This is a genomic window from Frankia sp. Allo2, from assembly GCF_000733325.1.
GTDB classification, from domain to species: domain Bacteria; phylum Actinomycetota; class Actinomycetes; order Frankiales; family Frankiaceae; genus Frankia; species Frankia casuarinae.
Map to the genome: position 1 here is coordinate 1 of NZ_JPHT01000052.1, position 18,272 is coordinate 18,272.

Annotated in this window: 16 protein-coding genes and 4 pseudogenes; 12 read left to right on the forward strand and 8 right to left on the reverse strand. The window is 68.7% G+C overall.

Features of this window, described 5'->3' with window-relative positions; translation table 11 throughout:
• Positions 1-1,264 precede the first annotated feature (1,264 nt).
• Positions 1,265-1,984 (forward strand): O-methyltransferase, encoded by a 720-nt coding sequence (locus ALLO2_RS21015; protein WP_011436568.1) that lies wholly within the window; start codon positions 1,265-1,267, stop codon positions 1,982-1,984.
• 19 nt (positions 1,985-2,003) lie between these two features.
• Here ALLO2_RS21015 and ALLO2_RS21020 read toward each other — a convergent pair whose 3' ends face one another.
• Entirely contained in the window at positions 2,004-2,195 is a 192-nt protein-coding gene (locus ALLO2_RS21020; RefSeq protein WP_023842013.1) for a hypothetical protein, read from the reverse strand.
• Between the two features lie 76 nt (positions 2,196-2,271).
• Here ALLO2_RS21020 and ALLO2_RS21025 point away from each other — a divergent pair, with 76 nt between their 5' ends.
• Complete coding sequence (locus tag ALLO2_RS21025) at positions 2,272-2,556, forward strand: hypothetical protein (protein WP_035942073.1); 285 nt, start codon at positions 2,272-2,274, stop codon at positions 2,554-2,556.
• 305 nt (positions 2,557-2,861) lie between these two features.
• On the opposite strand, the gene ALLO2_RS27560 is transcribed toward ALLO2_RS21025, so the two are convergent.
• From ALLO2_RS27560 to ALLO2_RS23630, 5 genes and pseudogenes are all read right to left on the reverse strand, one after another.
• A complete protein-coding gene (locus tag ALLO2_RS27560; protein WP_023842014.1) occupies positions 2,862-3,347 on the reverse strand; it encodes a transposase in 486 nt (161 codons plus the stop codon).
• A gap of 64 nt (positions 3,348-3,411) precedes the next feature.
• A pseudogene (locus ALLO2_RS28440) lies at positions 3,412-3,798 on the reverse strand (helix-turn-helix domain-containing protein); the annotation flags it as partial.
• 492 nt (positions 3,799-4,290) lie between these two features.
• Entirely contained in the window at positions 4,291-6,303 is a 2,013-nt protein-coding gene (locus ALLO2_RS21035) for a hybrid sensor histidine kinase/response regulator (protein ID WP_011436571.1), read from the reverse strand.
• 65 nt (positions 6,304-6,368) lie between these two features.
• The gene (locus ALLO2_RS21040; RefSeq protein ID WP_011436572.1) at positions 6,369-6,872 is read right to left on the reverse strand and encodes a response regulator; all 504 of its coding nucleotides are present in this window, start codon (positions 6,870-6,872) and stop codon (positions 6,369-6,371) included.
• Complete coding sequence (locus ALLO2_RS23630; protein ID WP_051875490.1) at positions 6,869-8,587, reverse strand: ATP-binding protein; 1,719 nt, start codon at positions 8,585-8,587, stop codon at positions 6,869-6,871. Before ALLO2_RS23630 ends, ALLO2_RS21040 begins: the two co-directional genes overlap by 4 nt.
• Positions 8,588-8,786: 199 nt before the next feature.
• Between ALLO2_RS23630 and ALLO2_RS21050 the strand changes: the two genes are divergently transcribed.
• From ALLO2_RS21050 to ALLO2_RS26695, 6 genes and pseudogenes are all read left to right on the forward strand, one after another.
• The gene (locus tag ALLO2_RS21050) at positions 8,787-9,614 is read left to right on the forward strand and encodes a phosphate/phosphite/phosphonate ABC transporter substrate-binding protein (RefSeq protein ID WP_011436574.1); all 828 of its coding nucleotides are present in this window, start codon (positions 8,787-8,789) and stop codon (positions 9,612-9,614) included.
• On the forward strand, positions 9,611-10,372 hold the full coding sequence (gene phnC, locus ALLO2_RS21055) for a phosphonate ABC transporter ATP-binding protein (protein ID WP_011436575.1): 762 nt from the start codon (positions 9,611-9,613) through the stop codon (positions 10,370-10,372). Before ALLO2_RS21050 ends, phnC begins: the two co-directional genes overlap by 4 nt.
• Positions 10,373-10,416: 44 nt before the next feature.
• Positions 10,417-11,245 (forward strand): annotated as a pseudogene (locus ALLO2_RS28445) (PhnE/PtxC family ABC transporter permease); the annotation flags it as partial.
• A 47-nt stretch (positions 11,246-11,292) separates the two neighbouring features.
• Positions 11,293-12,186, forward strand: a pseudogene (locus tag ALLO2_RS28450) (alpha-D-ribose 1-methylphosphonate 5-triphosphate diphosphatase); the annotation flags it as partial.
• On the forward strand, positions 12,183-12,773 hold the full coding sequence (locus tag ALLO2_RS21065) for an inositol monophosphatase family protein (protein ID WP_200875440.1): 591 nt from the start codon (positions 12,183-12,185) through the stop codon (positions 12,771-12,773). The pseudogene ALLO2_RS28450 and the gene ALLO2_RS21065, both read left to right, overlap by 4 nt.
• Positions 12,754-13,026: an inositol monophosphatase family protein gene (locus tag ALLO2_RS26695; RefSeq protein WP_198031058.1), complete on the forward strand. Its 273-nt coding sequence runs from the start codon at positions 12,754-12,756 to the stop codon at positions 13,024-13,026. The genes ALLO2_RS21065 and ALLO2_RS26695 overlap by 20 nt, the downstream gene beginning before the upstream one ends.
• Before the next feature lie 169 nt (positions 13,027-13,195).
• Here ALLO2_RS26695 and ALLO2_RS21070 read toward each other — a convergent pair whose 3' ends face one another.
• A complete protein-coding gene (locus ALLO2_RS21070; protein WP_023842020.1) occupies positions 13,196-13,822 on the reverse strand; it encodes a hypothetical protein in 627 nt (208 codons plus the stop codon).
• A gap of 487 nt (positions 13,823-14,309) precedes the next feature.
• Between ALLO2_RS21070 and ALLO2_RS28455 the strand changes: the two are divergent.
• The 4 genes and pseudogenes from ALLO2_RS28455 to ALLO2_RS21085 all read left to right on the forward strand — a co-directional run.
• Positions 14,310-14,468: pseudogene (locus tag ALLO2_RS28455) on the forward strand (phosphoenolpyruvate phosphomutase); the annotation flags it as partial.
• A 56-nt stretch (positions 14,469-14,524) separates the two neighbouring features.
• Positions 14,525-14,704 carry a hypothetical protein gene (locus ALLO2_RS27570; protein WP_035913105.1) on the forward strand — a complete coding sequence of 60 codons (180 nt, stop codon included), beginning with the start codon at positions 14,525-14,527 and terminating at the stop codon, positions 14,702-14,704.
• Between the two features lie 129 nt (positions 14,705-14,833).
• Entirely contained in the window at positions 14,834-15,811 is a 978-nt protein-coding gene (locus ALLO2_RS21080) for a class I SAM-dependent methyltransferase (protein ID WP_035734362.1), read from the forward strand.
• Positions 15,812-16,879: 1,068 nt separating this feature from the next.
• On the forward strand, positions 16,880-17,707 hold the full coding sequence (locus ALLO2_RS21085; protein ID WP_011436580.1) for an SDR family NAD(P)-dependent oxidoreductase: 828 nt from the start codon (positions 16,880-16,882) through the stop codon (positions 17,705-17,707).
• Positions 17,708-17,912: 205 nt separating this feature from the next.
• Here the strand turns inward: ALLO2_RS21085 and ALLO2_RS21090 are convergent.
• On the reverse strand, positions 17,913-18,272 hold a 360-nt coding region (locus ALLO2_RS21090; protein ID WP_198031059.1), incomplete at its 5' end, for a substrate-binding domain-containing protein.

Here is an 18,272-nt window from a genome sequence, read left to right on the forward strand (position 1 = left end):
GGTGGGAGCATGCCGAGGCGATGCTCGGTCCCAGGTGGGCGACCTGGTCAGCCGCCATTCCCGAGCCCGACAGGCCCTGCGGCGAACGCCATCGCGTGGTGCTGACCCGAGGGCTGGCCTGTCTGCTGCGGATGAGGCTCGTCCGGCCGAGCTACCCGTTCCTGACCACCTACGGGCCGACGACGACGTTCGCGGTCGTCCGCGACCTGGTGAGCCCGGAGTTGTTCGCCTGCGCGGCCGACGCCGCGCGGGCGTGTGGCGGCCATTCCGAGAACGTGCTCAGGAAGGCGCTGAACGTCCTGACCGCGATCGTGATCCATACCGGTGGCAGCCTGAACGAGGTGACCACAGGCGACCTCCTCGCGTTCCAGTCAGCCACGGCGCCCAGCCGCGGCCGGACGCGTGACGGTTCCCACCTGGCCTGGCAGATGATGGTCGACCTGGGCGTCTTCCCACCGCACTCCACGCTGCACGCCGCCATGCGCACCGGCCCGCAGAGCACCGCCGAACTCGTGGACCGCCACGGCATCGCCGACCGGCAGATCCGCGAGTTGCTGATCCGCTACCTCGACGAGCGGCGTCCCGCGCTCGACTACAGCACCTTCCGCATGCTCGTCGGCCGTCTCGCCGGGGCGTTCTGGGCCGACCTCGAACGCCATCACCCCGGCATCGACACCCTCAATCTGCCACGCGAGGTCACGGATCCCTGGAAGGAACGGCTGCGTTTTCCCCAGAACGGCGGCAGCCGCCCGACCCGGCAACGACACATCGACACCCTGATCACGGTCCGCGCCTTCTACCTCGACATCGCCGAATGGGCACTGTCGGACCCTTCCTGGGCGCCTTGGGCGTTCCCCAGCCCGGTGCGCAAGAGCGACACCGCGGGAGTCGTCAAACAGCGCCGCGCCACAACGGCCTCGAACTCGGCGACTGCGGACGCCCCTACGGCACCCCCTGCATCCACGAACACGCCTGCGTCCGCTGCCCCATGCNCCGCGTCGNCCCCCGCCAACGCACCCGCCTCGAACAGATCATCCGCAACCTCGGCGAACGCATCGAGGAAGCCAAAGCCAANGGCTGGCAGGGCGAAGTCGAGGGCCTCAAGACCAGCCTCGAAGCCGCACAGCGCAAGCTCGCCGGCCTGGACCGCGCAGCCCGCAACACCTCCAAACCAGCACCACTCGGAATGCCACCAATCCCACCCAAAATTTCAAGATCAAAATCCGGATAAGCGGGTGCCTGGGATATCCCGCGAGCTTGGTGGGTGCAGCTGGCCGAGGACGGGCGTCTGGTGGTGCCGCTGCGGATCCTCGGGCTGACTCGAACGGTCGTGTTCGAGCGGGCCGGAGCGGTTCTACGGAGCCGGTCGGTCGTGGAGGACGGGTTCATGCCGATGCGTGCTCTCGGTGCCGTTCGCGAGCAGAACATCCGGGTCGGTGCCGGCCCGGACCTGACAATTCGGCTCGATGACGATCGCCCGGTGGATGCCTCGGCGTTGCGGGGCGCGTTGGATCACCCTGTGGCGGCGTGCTGGACCGGGGTCGCCGTCCCGTGGGGCTGGACAGAGCATCTCGATTTCTGGCTGGCCACGCTGGAGGGCTTCTGCCGGCTCCTAGTGTCGCGGGCTGCGGTCGATGACGGCCGACTGATGGCGCCGAAGGGACCGTGGGGAAGCATGGGGATTGTTGAGGGCGGGACTCTGGCCTATCTCACGACGCGGCCGAGTCCTACCGGCGATGCGAAGATGCCCAGCTACGAGATCGGTGCCTGCGGCTACGGCCCGCGGGGCGGCGAGCTGGCGTCCCGGCTCGCCGAGCGGGTCCGCGACTGGGACCGTGACGGTGGGCAGGGCGTCCGGCTGTGGATCGAGGCATATCCGGCTGACGCCGTCCCTCCGGAGATGCCAGGTGTGCTGCTTGCGGTCGACAAGCGCGACAGTCGGGTTCTCGTCCGGGTGGCCGAGCAGGTACCCGCCGCGGTTTGACCGCCTCGGCCGGGCAGGGTCAGGACAAGAGCAGCAGGGCGTCCCAAGTCGTGCGCAGGTCCTCGGGCATGGGGCACCCGGCGTACTCGGCGAGAGCGAGCGCCGTTCCGGCAGCGCCAGTGAGGAAGCCGGGCCGGACGGTGGCCGCGTTCCCGGCGAGGTGGGCGAAGCCGAAACGGCGCGTGGGGTCGAACGCGCCGGAGGGGTGCACGGTGACAGCGTCTGGGTGACGGTCCGCTGAGGCCGCTGATGACGTCGTAGACGTGCCATGGAGTGCTCACCGGCCGATGGGTGAGGGCGGTGCGGTGGTACCCGGCGATGATCAGCGAAGCGGCCAGGCCAGCGCCGGCGTGGTACACGCCAGTGGGGTGGGCGCCTCGCGGGGTCTGGCGGGCTGCGTGGGTCCAGTGGTTCGCCGCGGCTGTGGCGAAATCAGGGTGGACGGCCGCCAGCCGGGCGTGCAGCAGTGCCGTCCCGGGCAGGCCGTCGGCGAGACTGGCCGCGGCCTCGGCCGGGAGAGCGGCCGTGACCGTCTCGGGGCGCAGGAGCCGTTCGGCGAGGGCGGTCAGTGATACCGGGCTCTGGACGCGGCGNGAACGATCTGCGATGAGTCGTTACTCTTTGCAGCTAGGCTGTGACAGCACCAGTCCAACTGTGACAGCCGGAAGTCACGTTGGTTGGCCAATCCGGCGCTTGCGGCTCCTGGACCCGGGCGGCGGTCAGGAAGCCGCCGACGACGACACGCCCAGGTCTGGACATCACGAGCGTCGGTCCTTCAGGACTGATGTGGCTATGCCAGAGACCGATGGCAGGCATACACAACACGCATAGACATCGTCACCTGGAGTCCTAGTGGGTGTCGCTGCAAGTTCGTCGGTTATGCGGCGAGGTTGAGGCGGCTGGCGGTCTTCAGCAGGTCCGCACGGGTGTACTTCCAGTCGAACCGGGTCGCGGTCTGGTTGTAGAGCGTTTGGAAGCCCATGACGCGGGCGGCGAGCGCGTCGAGGTCGGCGAAGTCGGCGAGGTCGCCACGCTCGATCGCCTTGCGCTGCAGGATCGAGAAGTACACCTCTACCTGGTTGAGCCAGGACGCGTGGACCGGCAGGTGGACCAGCGTCGCGGTCGGGTGGGCTGCGCGCATCCGGTCGATGGAGGCTTGGCCCCGGTGGGACGAGCCGTTGTCGACGATCCAGAACACCCGCCGCGCCGAGGCGTACGGCTCGCTGTTCATGACCTGGGCGGCGAGCCGGCCGAAAGGGACGATCCCGGTGGTGTCCTCGATCCGGCCGATGACCTGGGCGCGCTGGACGTCGTAGGCGGCGAAGTAGGCCACCGTCCCGCCGCGTTCGTACTCGAACTCCACCCGCGGACCGTGGCCGGCCCGAGCGGCGCCGGTCAGCCAACCCCGCCAGGCCCTCGCGGGCGAACCGGCCCCGCCACTTGCTGACGGTGTCCTCGCAGACATCAAGCTGAGCGGCGATCGCCGCGTTGCCCGCTCCACCGGCCGCCGCGAGCACGATCCTCGCGCGCAGCCAGGCACGGCGGAGCACGGTCGCCGACCGGACACGGCGGGCCAGCTCGGCGCGGACGTCGTCCGTCAGAATGATCGCGGTGGCACGGCGAGACACTCCCGATGTCCTAGCGGGCAGGTCACACCGGCCCACCGCCCCGGCCCCGCCCACAGGCAACCCGCCGACACCCCCGGCCACAATCAGGGCTGTGGCCGGTATCCCAGAATCGACGAAGATCTCCCTGCGGCAGCGGCTGGTCGAGCACGCCACCGGCAGGTGGCCCAGGATCACCGCGCTGTCCACCCGCTACCGCGGCCCGTTCGTCTACGTCACCGCGACCGATCCCGACGGCGACGCCCAGCCACTGTGCCGGCTGCGCTACGTCGGCTACGCCAACAACTGGGGCTTCGCCATCTGGCGAGCCAGCCACAACGACTACGCCGACTCCATACTGGCCGACGGATCCCCGACCGGCACCGCCGAAGCCGCCCTCGACCTTGCCGCCGGCCTCTACCTACCCGCCACCGCCGATAACCGACGAACTAACGGCGACGCCCACTATCTGGGGCTTCGGGAGATCCGCCTGCCCGCCACGATCTGGGATCAGATCCTCGCCGCGATTCGGTCCCGTGCGGTCACGGCCTCGACCGGTGACAGCGCGGGCTCAGATCTGCAAGGGCTGCGACGGGCACGGGGTCCGGGTCACCGTCCACGCCACGGTCCTCGGCCACCCGGAAAAGTTGATCTCGTGCTGCCCGTGGTGCGCCGGCACGGCCGCACCATCTGCACCGCCGGTCAGCGTGGGTGCAGGGTTCGTTCCAGGCTGTCGAGAAGGGCGCGGGCGGTGAACGGCTTCTGGAGGTGGGCGACGCCGGGCGGGAAGCCGGCCACGGACTTCTCGGCGCCGGCGGCGTAGCCCGACATCAGCATGACCGGCAGCTCGGGGCGGGTCCGACGGAACTGTTCGATGAGCTGGTAGCCCGTCATGCCGGGCATGATCGCGTCGGTGAGCAGGGCGTCGATCCGCGTCGTCCCGGGACCGAACCGGTCGAGGGCCTCGGCCGGGGAACCCGCCTCGTGGACGAGGTAGCCGGACCGTACGAGGATGCGCGTGGTGACGGCGCGCACGGCCGCGTCGTCCTCGACGACGAGGATCGTCTTCCCCTGCCCGCGGGTGGCGTCGTCCCGGGTGGTGTCGTCCCGGGTGGTGTCGACGGGAGCGGGCCCGCTCCTCGCCGTGGCGGGCAGCAGGATCCGGATGGTCGTCCCCTTCCCGACCTCGGACTCGATGTCGACCTCGCCGCCGGCCGCCTTGACCACCCCGTAGACGGTGGCGAGGCCGAGTCCCGTCCCCTCACCGGGTCCCTTGGTGGTGAAGAAGGGTTCGACGGCGCGACGGATCACCTCCGGGCTCATGCCGCACCCGGTGTCGGCGACCGCCAGGCAGGCCCAGCCGCGCTTCGGGCGTTCTTCCGGCGACGGCCGCCCGTGCGCGGCCGGGCGGTCCGCGGGAGACGGGCCCCGGTCCCGGTCCAGGTTCGCCGTGCTGAGGGTGAGGCGGCCGCCGTCGGGCATGGCCGCACGGGAGTTGACGACCAGGTTCATCACCACCTGTTGGATCTTGCTCGGGTCGATCGTGACGGGGTGGAGATCGGGATCGAGGAGGGTGACGATCTCGATGTCCTCGCCGATGGTGCGTCGCAGCAGGTTCCGCGTCCCCTCGACCACCGCGTTGAGGTCGAGGGTCTCCGGCTTCGACGACTCCTGCCGGCTGAAGGTGAGCAGTTGACGGGTCAGTCCGGCGGCCTGGTCGGCGGCACGGCTGATCTCGTCCATGTCGGCCCGGCACGGGTCGTCGTCGGGAAGGGTGTCGAGGACGATCTCCGCATAGCCGGTGATCACGCCGAGCAGGTTGTTGAAGTCGTGCGCCACGCCGCCCGCGAGCCGGCCGAGGGACTCCAGCCGCTCGGTCTGATCCAGCTGGCGTCGCAGCCGCTCCCGTTCCTCGTCGGCATGGACCTGCTCGGTCACGTCACGCAGGATGCCCTGCACCGCGACGAGGTGGCCCTGGTCGTCGTGGACGCCGACCACGCGTTGCTCCGTCCAGACCTCGACGCCCTCTCGCGGGTGCCAACGGACCCGCAGCGGTTCGGGGTTCGCCGTGCGCCACGAGCCCTTGAGGGTGGGCCGGTCCTCCTCGTCGACCAGCGAGAACAGGGTGTCGGGGCGGCCGCACAGGTCCTCGGGCGGGTAGCCGGTGATCATCCTGATCGCCGGGCTGACGTACTCGACCTCGGCCCGCGGGCACAGCCGGCAGCGGAAGAGGACGTCCGTCGCCTGCTCGGCGAGCAGCCGGAACCGCTCCTCGCTGCGTCGTAGGGCGGCCTCGGCCTGCCGTCGTCTCTGCCGGTCGTCGGCCTCCCGCAGTTCGCGCTGCACCGCGGGGACGAGTCGGCTCATGCGATCCTTGAGCAGGAAGTCGTGCGCGCCGGCCCGCATGAGTGCCGCCGCCGTCTCCTCGCCGACCTGGCCGGAGACGACGATGAACGGGATATCGAGGCCGCTGGCGCGCAGCTGCATCAGGGCCGCCTCGGCGCCGAACGCCGGCATGTGGTAATCGCAGATCACCAGGTCCGGAGGCCGGGTACGGAGAACCGACGCGGCCGCCTCGGAGTCCTCCACCCGATCGGAGGTCACCTCGAAACCGCCGCGTCGCAGTCGTTCGATGACGAGCACGGCATCGTCGTCGCTGTCCTCGATCATGAGGACGTGAATGCGTGGCATCATGCGCACCTGTCTCGCCGTCATCTAGCCGGCCGTCACCCAGCCCGCCACCACCTACATCTCCGGCCGCCGCTCAGCCAGCTGCCGCTTCACCCTTCCGCGGCGGGNGAGGCATCGGCATTGGCACCGGAATCGGCATCGCTCTGGGTGTTCTGGGTGGACTGCCGGTTGAGCAGCAGCCAGTACATTCCCGCCGTCCGCACCGCCTCGGTGAACTGGCCGAAGTCGACCGGTTTGACGATGTAGCTGTTGACGCCGAGATCGTAGCTGGCCACGATGTCCCGTTCCTCGTGGGAGGAAGTCAGCATCACCACCGGCACGGTCCGAAGGGCCGGGTCGCCTTTCAGTCGTTGCAGGACCTCCAGGCCGTCGACCTTCGGCAGCTTGAGATCGAGTAGAACGACCTTCGGATCCCTGTCCGGCGACCGGTCGGCGTAGGGGCCGGTACGGAAGAGGAAGGCGAGCGCCTCGGCTCCGTCCCGGAGAACCTCGATCGAAGCCATGATGTTCTTTGTATGCAGCGCGTGCAGGGTAAGTTCGATATCGTCGGGATCATCCTCCACCAGCAGAATGTTCGGTCTTTCGATGTTCACGCCGATACCTCCTCGCTCAGAGTGAAGAAGAAGGTCGCGCCTTTCCCCTGCGCCGCCTCCGCCCAGATCCGCCCGCCATGGCGGGCGATGACGCGCTGGCACAGCGCGAGACCGACACCCGTTCCCTCGAACTGTTCCGAGCGGTGCAGCCGCTGGAACACCCCGAACAGCTTGTCCGCATACCGCGGATCGAAACCGGCCCCGTTGTCGGCGACGTAGAAGACCACCCGCCCGTTCTCGCGGCGGCTGCCGATCTCGATGCGGGCGGGGTCACGGCCCCGGGTGAACTTGACCGCGTTCGACAGCAGGTTGGTGTAGACCACCTTGAGCAGCACCGGGTCGGCCACCCCACGGGGAAGATCCCCGACGGTGATCCGCACCGGGCGGCCGGCGCGGTCGCCCTCTTGCTCCGCCAGCACCGCGGACACGATCGCCGCCGGGTCCACCTCCCGCTTACTCATGGGCTGCCTGCCCAGGCGGGAGAAGGCGAGCAGGTCGTCGATCAACGCGCCCATCCGGTCGGAGCTGCGTTGCACCCGGTCGAGATAGCCGCGGGCCTGCTCGGGCATGTCCTCGGCGTACTCGTCCATCAGGATTCGGGAGAAACCGCTCATCGACCGCAGTGGCGCCCGCAGGTCGTGGGAGACGCTGTAGGTGAAACTGCCGAGCTCGTCGATGGCCTCGTGCATCCGCTTGTTGGCCTCGACGAGGCGCGTGTTCGCCTCCGCCAACCGGGCGTTCGTCCCCGCCAACCGCTCGTTGGCCGCGGCCAGATCGGCGGAGACGCGCAGTCTTTCGGCATCGGCATGATCCAGCCGCCGGCAGATCCCGACGGTGACCGCCAGCAGCATGACCACGGTATAGGAGACCACCAGGGCACCCCGGAACGCGACGCCGTAGAACCCGAGCCGCCACAGCGCCACCGCGGTCGTCCCGACAAGGACCGGGACGATGACCGTGGCCGGCAGCAACTGGCGGGCGACGCCCCCGCCGGCCCCGGAACTCGCCAGGATCGCCAGCGGGGTATAACCCAACCGCGCCAGCGTCGCTCCGACCGACAGCACCAGCGTGGCGACCGCCGCCGGGACGGCGACCCTCGTGTAACCGGAAGTGAAATCGACCCCGTACAGATAGCTCAGCAGCACCGTAAAGGAGATGAACCCCGCGACGCAGACCAGGGCCTGGGCCACGTACCTTCCTCGCCACCGGCGGGNATCGAANAGTAGCAGGGNGNGCGACAACAGCGCCAGAATGGCCGCGCCGAAAGGCACGATCCGCCCCGGATGAGACTGCGAGGCTGTGGCCTGGTCGATGAAGAGAAGTTCGTCTATGCCGAAATTCCGATCCACGGCCGACTCGACGAGAGAGAGTCCGGAGATCGCCAGTGCAAGGGCGGCGGCCCCCTGTCCCGCCGCCCGGACGGCGGTTCGCCGCCGGCCGAGTCGGCTCCACAGCGAGAACCCGAGCAGCAGACCGCAGACGGCTCCGTTTGGTTTCGTCGACGGCCAGACGGGTTTGATGCTCGTGAGCACGTGGTTGTCCAGGGTCCAACCGAGTAGCGTGACCGCGGCCATCACGATCGTGAACACGGCGGCCCAGGATGCGACGGTCTCAAGTCGCGACGCGTGCGCACCGTCGCCGGCGGGCCAGGCCGGTGTCCCGCTGCCCGCACCCACCCGCACCGGCTTGGCCGGTCCGCGACCCTCTGGGTTCATGGCTCTCCTAGCGCCCGAACACGATCGAAAGATTCGCTCTTCGTGAGAGGTCATGACCGTTGCGTGATACCCGCGATCGCCGCCCTCACGCCGCCATCCACCAGCGACCACCTCCCCGGGGAGGTCTTGGGAACGGTGGATCGCCCCGCTGGGCGAGGTCGGGTAGAGCGCCCAGCCGAGGAGACGCCGGCTGACTGACATGATCAGCGGGCCGGTGGTCGGGGGCAGGTCCGCCAAACTTCAGGAGGACTACCAGTCCTCGATCGATTTGCTGCGGAAGGAAACCGGGAAGACGATCCGGTTCCAGCGGGCAACCGACTACGCCGCCGTCATCGAGGGGCAGCGCAGCGGCAAGGTCGATATCGCGCTGTACGGGGCACTGTCCTATCTGGTCGCCCGCACCTCCGGAGTGCGGGCGACGGCGGTCGCCGCGGCGCTCGCGGAGAAAGGTGGTTCGCCGGGCTATCGCTCCTACGGCGTGGTGAAGACCGGTTCGCCGATTCACGACCTCGCGGGTTTCAAGGGTAAGAAGGTCTGCCTCGTCGACCCGAACTCGACCTCGGGCTACCTCTATCCGCGGGCTGGGCTGATCGACGCCGGGGTGAACCCCGACAGCGAGATCACCGCGGTGCTGGCCGGCACGCACGATGCGTCGGCGCTCGGCGTGGCCAAGGGGCAGTGCGACGCCGGGTTCGCCTACGACGCGATGGTCGACAAGAAGCTGATCGAGAAGGGTCAGCTCAAGGCCGGCGAGCTGACCACGGTGTGGAAGTCCGACCTCATCCCCGGATCACCGATCGCGATCAGTGACGACCTCGATCCCGCGCTCAAGGACAAGATCGCCAAAGTGATCCAGGAGCACATGAACATCGACTACCTCGAGTCCCATGGGTTCTGCACACCCGGTAAGTGCATGGTCGACGAGTCCGGCGACTGGGGTTTCGTCAAGGTCGCCGACACCTTCTTCGACCCGGTGCGGCACGTCTGCGAGGTCACGAAGGCCAAGAGCTGCACGGCGGCGGAGTGAGCGCCGTCCGCTTCGAGGGGGTGACCAAGCGGTTCGGCCAGACGCTCGCCCTCGACGAGGTGTCGTTCACCGTCGAGCCCGGCGAGGTGGTCGTCCTGCTGGGGCTGTCCGGTTCGGGCAAGTCGACGCTCCTGCGGCACGTCGACGGCCTGCATGGGGCAAGCGCGGGCCGGGTCATCGCGCTCGGCACGGACGTCGGCCAGGCGCGGGGCGCGCGGTTGCGGGAGCTGCGTCGCCGGATCAGCTTCGTGTTCCAGCAGTTTCACCTGGTCGACAGCCTCTCGGTGCTGGAGAACGTGTGCACCGGCGCGCTCGGCAGGCTGCGTGGCCTGCGGCTGGGTCTGGTCACCTATCCGCGGGCGGTGCGACTCGAGGCGCTGGAGCACTTGGAACGGGTCGGGCTCGCGTCACAGGCGTTCCAGCGCGCGGACACGCTGTCGGGCGGGCAGCAGCAGCGGGTCGCGGTCGCGCGGGCACTCATGCAACGCCCGGAGATCCTGCTCGCGGACGAGCCGGTTGCCTCCCTGGACCCGGAGTCCTCGGCGCAGGTGATGGGCCTGATCCGCGAAATCGCGAGCGAACGGAACCTGACCGTGCTGTGCAGCCTGCACCAGGTCGAGCTGGCGCTGTCGTGGGCCGACCGGATCGTCGGGTTGCGCTCGGGCCAGGTCGTGCTGGACAAGGCTGCGGGCGACCTTGACCACCAGCAGGCCGTTGCCATGATCTACCGAGCCGGCCCGCTGCGGGCCATCGCGTGACGGGGCGAACCCTCGCCCGGCCCAGGACCGATTCGGTCCTGGGCATGGCCGCGCTGCTGGGGCTGCTCGGCCTGGCCGGGTGGGCCTTCGCCGCGCTGTCGATCAACGTCGCGACGCTGATCGACAGCGGGCGGAACGCGGCCGACTTCGCCGCCCGGATGCTCCCCCTGGACTTCCCCACCGCGGGGGAGCTGCTGCGCCTGACCGGCCAGACCATGTCGATCGTCATCTGCGCCACGCTGCTGTCGGTGGTGCTCAGCACGGGGCTTGCGGTCTTGGCTGCCGGGAACACGGCGCCGCACCGCGGTGCACGGTTCGGCGCGCGGACAGTGATCGTCGCGGCCCGCGCGGTGCCGGACGTGGTGCTGGCGACCGTGTTCTTTCGGCTGTTCGGGTTCGGCGCGCTGGCCGGGGTTCTCGCGATGGGACTGCATTCGGTCGGCATGGTCGGCAAGCTCTACGCCGACGCGGTCGAGCAGATCGACGAGGGCCCGCGTGAGGCCATGCGCGCGGGCGGCGCGGGCCGTGGGAGCTGGTGGCCGGCGTGCTGCCGCAGGTGCTGCCCGCGTTCGTGGCGACCGCGCTGCACCGGCTGGACATCAACCTGCGGGTCTCGGTCGTCCTCGGCTTCGTGGGTATCGACGGGCTCGGCCGCGCCATCGCGACCGGCTGCTGATCGTGTGTGTGCGGGGCATCCCCGATCTGGTGCTGGCGATCGTGTTCGTGGTGATCACCGGGCTCGGTGCGGTCGCCGGGGTGCTCGCGCTGGGCGTCGGTGCTGTCGGGCTGCTCGGCAAGCTCGTCGCGGACTCCGTGGAAGAGGTCGACCCGGGTGTCGAGGACGCGCTGCGCGCCACGGGATCGAGAACGAGCAGCTGCCCCGACCGGGCGCCGAGCTGCCGATCGAGTTCGCGCTGCTGTCCTTCGAGGGCAAGCTGCGGGCCGCGGGCGTGACGACCGTGTTCCACGGCATCTCCTTCGAGGACACCCACCACGACATCCCGCGCAGCGTGGGCCAGGCGGAGAAGACGTGCGAGGCGATCGATGCTTATACCGGCGGGCTCGTCGACCACCGGATCCTGTACCGGCTCGACGTGCGCAGCCCGGAAGCGCTGTCCGCGCTGGCGCGGCGGTTGGACCAGGTTCCCGACGGCGCCCTGGTCTCCCACGAGGACCACACCCCGGGCCAGGGCCAGTACGCCGTCCGCGAGCACTACGAGCGCTATTTGATGGGCAGCCGCGGCATGTCCGACGCGGAGGCTCGCGAGCATGTCGACCAGCTCATCGCCGACCGGGACGGCAGGCTCGACATCCGCGAGGAGGCCCTGGTCTGGCTCGCCGCGCGCTCGGCGCGAATCCGGCTGCTCGGGCACGATCCCAGCTCGGCCGCCGAGATCGCCGAGCTGCGGGACCGCGGCTGCGCGGTCGCCGAGTTCCCCACCACGATCGAAGCGGCGGAAGCCGCCCGCGCCCACGGACTTCCCGTCGTCATAGGCGCCCCGAACATCCTGCGGGGACGTTCCCACAACGGCAACGCCTCCGGCCGTGACCTGGTCGGCCGCGGCCTGGTGACCGCGCTGGTGTCGGACTACCTGCCCTCCGGTCTGCTCGCGGCCGCCATGCTGCTCGCCGAGCAGGGGCTCGCCACCCTGCCGGCCGCCATCGGCCTGGTGACCGCCGGGCCGGCCGAGGTCGCCGGACTTCCCGACCGCGGTCGGCTCGAGCCGGGGCTGCGCGCTGACTTTGTGCTGGTCGAGCCGCGCCGCCCGTGGCCGGTGGTGCGGTCCGTGTTGTCATCCTGGGGTGTCTGGTGACAATCGGGGGTGCGGCGGTGACCCGGTGGCCGGTTCCCGAGCCGGAGATTCCGGCCGGGACGGATCCCGCGCTGGCCGCAGCCGCCCGCGCGGCGGTGGGCGCCTTTCGCGATGCGCGCGAGCGGTATACGCGCGCGGAGCTCGCCGAGAAGGTCGGCATGGGCGCCGACGGCACCCTCACCACGCGTCTGGACCTGCTGGTCGACACCGCCGTGGCGGAGGTGGTGAACGCCCAGCGGGTCAACCTGATCAGCGAGGAGATCGGTGTCATCGACAACGGTTCGGCGGTCACGCTCGTGGTCGATCCGGTCGACGGCACCGCCAACGCGGTCGCGGAGGTGCCGTTGTCGGCCTTCTCCGGCGTGGTCGCCGTCGACGGCAGGGCGACCGAGGCCCTCACCGTACGTATGGTTGGACACCGGCCGCGGCTGGCATGCGAAAGTCGGCCTCCCGTCGCCCTACTGGACAACAGGCCGGCGCGCACTCGACGGCGCCGCGGTCAGCCTCCTGCGGCCGCAGGCCAAGAACGAGGCGGCGTGGCTGCGGGTAAGCCGCCGGGCCGCGCGGGTGCGCATCCTGTCCAGTAGCTGCCTGGAGGCCGCCCTCGTGGCGCAGGGCTCCACGGACGCCTTCGCGGACGCCGGCTCGGACACGCACCGCATCATGGACATCGCCGCCGCGTCCGTGCTGGTCCCGGCGGCGGGCGGCGCGGTGATCGACGCCTTCGGCCGCCCGGTCGAGATCGTCCCCGACCTCAGCCGCCGATGGTCCGGCGTGATCGCGGCGACCCCGGAGCTGGCGCACCAGCTCGCGGACGAGATCAGCGGCTCTTCCTACTGATCCGTTCGCGTTACCCGGCCTTTTCCCGGGGAACGGCGCGTCGCCGCCGCTGGTTGCCTGCGCCGGCATGATGGTGAGCCGGACAGCAGGTGACGCACGACAACAGCCCGCCGGCGCATGCGCATACGACCGGACCGTGTTCGGCGACGAGCCGATCAGCCGGTGATGCTCAAGAAACTCCTTGACCGGCCCGATTGGCAGACGGTCCTCCGTCCACTGCGACGCTCCTCGTCGTCGGCGGCGACCAGCTCGCCGCCGGGGGTGCGGCCGCTCCTTGCGGATGATGACCCGTATCCCCGGCGGCCAGCGTCCACACCCGTTTCTGGACCACCAGCCGCCGGGAGATCGCCGGCAGGGTCTTCTCCACGCCGTCGACCGGATCGAGCCGATCGCGGCCATGTACGCCGCGGGGGCAGAAGCCGCTGTCGCCGGTCATCACCCGGACCAGATGGCCTGGAACGGGACAGCGCGGCCACCGGCTCGGCCCGGTCGATCCGGTCATGGTCGCTCCCAACGCCGTCACCATCCTCGCAGCCTGCCGGTTCAACAGGTCCGTGCCGCAATGGTCTTCGTTGATCTCCTGGTCGCCGATCAACACGTTGCTCTCATAGGACCTGTTGACCAAGTTCCTCTCGTTCCCAGCGCACCCGCCGGAACCCGTCAAGCGGCCCAGATCGATGATCGTAAACTTGATCGAATTTTGATTACTGCAAGCGTTTTCTAGGTCGCACCCACTTTGGATCATGGGGAAGCGTGATCCGATGCGCACGATCGGGTGAGGCGGAGTCGCGGCCATGTGCCTGTAGCCTGCAGATTCAGGGAAGCCTCGCGTGTGTGGCGACCATTACCTCCAGGGATGCGGACGGCGAAGTAGACTTAAGGCCGATTAAGATCGGTATGCGCTTGCATACCGATGGCGGCATCCGCGCAGGAGGCAGGAGGCAGGAGGCAGCGGTGGCAGACGGCCAGCACCAGCCCGGCGGGGAGCGGACGTCGACTGACGTCAACCCTAAGGTTGTGGTCGCGGCGTTGCGAAGGGATCCGGCGATCCGGTTGCGGGTCCTTGTTCATCACGAGACGACCACCAGGTTGCTGGCACCACTGCGCGAGCTGTGCCGGGTGGCCGTCGACGACGGTGAGACCACTGTCGTCAACGCGATCAGCAGCGTGGGAGCGCACCGGCTCGACCTCTCATCGCGGGCTGTGACATCGGGTTCNGTGATATCAACAATCTGATCCACCTCGTCCGCGAGTACGAGCACGCAGGTGTTTACGCTGTGTGAATTGAGGACAAGGCATTCCCTAAGAGGAACAGTTTCCCGCCCGGTCAGGAGCTCGCCGACGCAAACGAGTTCGTCACTAAAATTATGATGGTGAAGGATGTTCTCCAGGGCAAGGGCTTCATGTTGATCGCCCGGGTGGACTCCCCGATCGCGGGAACCGGCGAGGAGGACGCGATCTGGCGGGCCACTCTGTACCGGTGGTCCGGTGCTGAATCTTGCGCGTCGTTTTCGCGGCGGTGGATGCCGCTCTCCCCAGCATTCTCGAGTCCGGTTCCGCCGCCATCGAGTCGCGGCTCGCCTCAGTCGCCCAGGTGCTCGAGATGATTGGAAACGGCAAAGTGACCGCCGCTGACATCGCCTTCGCCGAGGAGGTGAAGCGCCGGCGCGCAGGGTAGGTCCATGAGCAATGCCGCCGGTGGCCTGACAGGCGGTTTTACTCGCCGTAACCAGCGCCGCCCGAGTGCGGGCACTCAGGCTGGTCAACCCCATGACGACAGTGTGTGTTGACGATCGAAGGAAGGGCCATGGAGAACGTGTCTGACAATGCCAACGATCGTGCGGACGCCGAACTGCGACGCCGCTTGGAGGAGGACGTACACGCGGCGGCCATGCACGACGGGCTCGACGTCCCGCCCTCCACCTGGCACGGTTTGGAGGTGGCAAGGCGGGCCCGGGGCCCGATGACGAGCTGGGAGTACAACCGCGCGCGGCTGGCCGACACACTCGACGCGGTGGCAAGTCACATTCCCAGCCTTGATCGGGCCATACTGGACTGGGCCGTGGCCGCCAAACTCCCTGGCCAGTCGTTCTTCGACGCCTGGGAGCGGGACGGCTACCAACTGCCCGGGTTGCGGCAACACTCCAAGCTGCTAGAAGCGTGCATCACGGCCGCAAACCCTCAGCCAGCGGACGTCNTCCTAGATCTCGGTTGCGGCGACGGCGCGCTCGTGGCCAGGCTCCCGCTCGTCGCGCGTCTGGACCTGCTCGACAGCAGCGTGCGGATGCTCGAGCGCGTCCCACTGAGCCGGCCGGGCAGGAAGGAGACCCGACTGGTCCACGCCGATTACCTCGACTACAGACCGGACACACGGTACGATGCGATCATCGCGGTCATGTCGTTGCATCACGTCGACCACGACCAGATTTCTCGGGCCCTGGAAAAATGCTACCGGGAGCTTTTCCCTGGTGGCCGCCTGGTCCTTGGCGAGACATTTCTCGACACCTCGGCACTATCGAGCCAGAACGACATCGACGATGTCTGCGACGTCTACTATCGGAAGATAGTCAATGCTGCGGAGCAGAACTGTTACCGCNATGCGCTCAAGGACGCACAGATACTCGACCGGATCCTTCGGCGCTCCGGGGAGTACATGCGGACTCGGGAGCAGTGGAGAAGGTTGCTGACACGGGCGGGATTCTCGGTGAAAGCCAGCCGGACGACTTCACCCGAGATCCGCTACGGCTACCTGCTGGCCGTTCGTCCTCCCGAGGACGACCAGTAAGTCGGCCGGTCGTGAAGCATCTGCGCCCGGGGTAGGTCCATGAGCAACACCGCCGGCGGTCTGACACCGGGTGTTCACCCGCTGAACCAGCGCCACCCGAGTTCCTGGCACTCTAGCTTGGACGGCGCGGAATCAATGGGCCGGAATGATATGAGGAATCGTTATGGAAGAGAGTGCCGTGAACAAATCTGAGGCTGAATCTGATGCGGAAGCCCTGGCACGGGCCTACGAGAAATCGCGATCCGCTGTTCCGCTTCATCCGCGGCGGGAAGCCCTGGTCGGCGGCCATGCGGTCCGCATTGGGCGTGTGTTCAGCGACACACGTCCGGTTTCCGTAAGCGCTTGCAGTAGAGTTGCCATGCGAGCTCGGTCGCTGGGATCTAGTTCGCCTGAGGGGTTGGCCGGGGTTCCGGCGGCCCCAGGGCTCTTGCAAGGATGCGATTCGGTCGGTTTAGCCAGCTCTGTCGGTTTCGGGTGATCGGTCCTGGTAGAGCGGTATGGGGGACCGCGGGCACGGCTGGACCACGTGTCGCGGACACGAAAGCAGGCACGCCGCTTGTAGATCACGGAGATGTCTTATGTCCTCGTGGTCTGGAGTGCGGCGTGCCTGTGGGCGCATTGTCGCGCGCCGCGGCCGGCGCGGCCGAGCTGATCGAACGCGACGGCCGCACCTGGCATGAGGAGGACTCCGAGTGAGACACCCTCTGTCAACCCTCAGGCGGCCCGGTTCGAGCGCGTGGGCGCGGCAGACAGACCGGCTACACCCACAACACGATCGCGCGGGGTCGCTGGCCGCCCATCCCTGACTCGCCATCAGTCCCCGGCGTAGCCACCGGGACCCGCCGCCGGGACCCGCCACCCGGTCAGCCCGCCTGGCGACCGGGATCACCGTGCCCGGAGCCTACGTCAAGTTCCNCCGCCTTCTGCAAGGGCTTACACTCAAGCTGGCGGTAGGCGTTTACGGANCCCTCGGTGGCCACCGCCACACCTGCTCGACTCGGGAGGTCCCTCTTTGTCCGCCACGCCCCAGCGCTCCCCAAGCCCTCGGTCCGCTCCCCGAGGAGACGCATGACCTCCGCAGGTGCGCTCGACGGCAAGGTGGCCGTCGTCACCAGTTCCAGCAAGGGGATTGGCCGTGCGTTGGCGACCGGCCTCGGTCAGGCCGGCGCAAACGTGGTCGTCAACTACAAGAACGACCGCGCGGGCGCCGAGCAGACGTGCCGGCGTATACAGGAGGCAGGCGGCATCGCCGTGGCGGTCGGCGCTGACGTAGGCGTCCCCGAGGACGCGCAGCGGTTGATCGACACGGCCCATTGCGAGCTTGGCAGCATCGATGTGCTCGTCAACAACGTCGCGCATGTCCGTCTTGGCCCGGCACAAGCGACGACTCTCGAGGACTGGGGCGACGCCATCAGCACCAACCTTCGGGGCGCCTTCCTGACGACCATAACCGCGGTGGCCGCAATGGGGGAGCGGGGTGGATCTATCATCAACATCTCAACCTGTGCCGACACCCTGATGCTCCGATACCACGCCGTCTACACCGCATCAAAGGGCAGCCTGGAGGCGATGACACGCCACCTCGCCCTGAGGCTCGCGCCGCGTGTGCGCGTCAACGCCATCGCGCCCACGGCCACGCGTATGGAGCGCAACTGGCAGGACAACCCCGACTTCGATCGAAGCTGGAGCGCCGTCATTCCGCTGGGCCGCATGGCGACGCCCGAGGACTACATCGGCCCGCTGGTGTTCCTGGCGTCGGACGCCTCGTCGTTCGTCACCGGGGAGATCCTCCACGTCGACGGGGGCTGGACACTCCAGGGCCCTGCCCCGGACATGCGGCACTACGACTTCGAGACGGACCGGCATCGCGGGCGAGGAGGCCCTGACAGATCTTGAACTGCTGCTTGCGGCGTTCCGCGAGTCCATCGTCTCGCGCGGGCTGCGGATCGCCGCGCTGGGGCTGCTACGGGCCCCACTCTCCTACATAGCCATCGACAAGGAGCCATCCGCGACGGCACCGCATAACGACGAGCGCGCCATAAGAAGGTGTTTGAGATCGTCGGTTGGACGATGGGACCGCGGGCGGCATAAGCCGGCGGAGTTATGTTGTTCCGCTCGCGGGGCGGCACGTCGTGTCACGGATCTCGATGCTCACGGGCAGCACGACCACTTCCGAGGCGTCCAGGTTCTGGGAAGCATCCGGAACAGCGTCGAGGAGACTGAGCAGCAACTCGGCGGCGATCTTCCCCTGACGGGCCAGCGGCTGGACGACCGTCGTCAGCTCGAACNCCTCTGCCTTGTCGTGCCCGCCGAAGCCGATAACAGACATGTCCTCCGGCACGCGGAGCCTGGCACGGCGCAACGCCCGCAGCGCACCCATCGCCATCTCGTCGTCCGCGACGAACACCGCCGTGGGCGGCGACTCGACCGAGAACAGCTCAGCCATGGCCCGCTCACCTCC

What these genes read in the sequence shown, in the direction of transcription:
- ALLO2_RS21035 (WP_011436571.1), bottom strand. Translation starts at nt 6,303, where the DNA reads ATGACGGCGAGACAGGTGCGCATGATGCCACGCATTCACGTCCTCATG.
- ALLO2_RS21070 (WP_023842020.1), bottom strand. Translation starts at nt 13,822, where the DNA reads ATGGCCGCGACTCCGCCTCACCCGATCGTGCGCATCGGATCACGCTTC.
- ALLO2_RS21085 (WP_011436580.1), top strand. Translation starts at nt 16,880, where the DNA reads ATGACCTCCGCAGGTGCGCTCGACGGCAAGGTGGCCGTCGTCACCAGT.
- ALLO2_RS21050 (WP_011436574.1), top strand. Translation starts at nt 8,787, where the DNA reads ATGATCAGCGGGCCGGTGGTCGGGGGCAGGTCCGCCAAACTTCAGGAG.
- ALLO2_RS21025 (WP_035942073.1), top strand. Translation starts at nt 2,272, where the DNA reads ATGGGTGAGGGCGGTGCGGTGGTACCCGGCGATGATCAGCGAAGCGGC.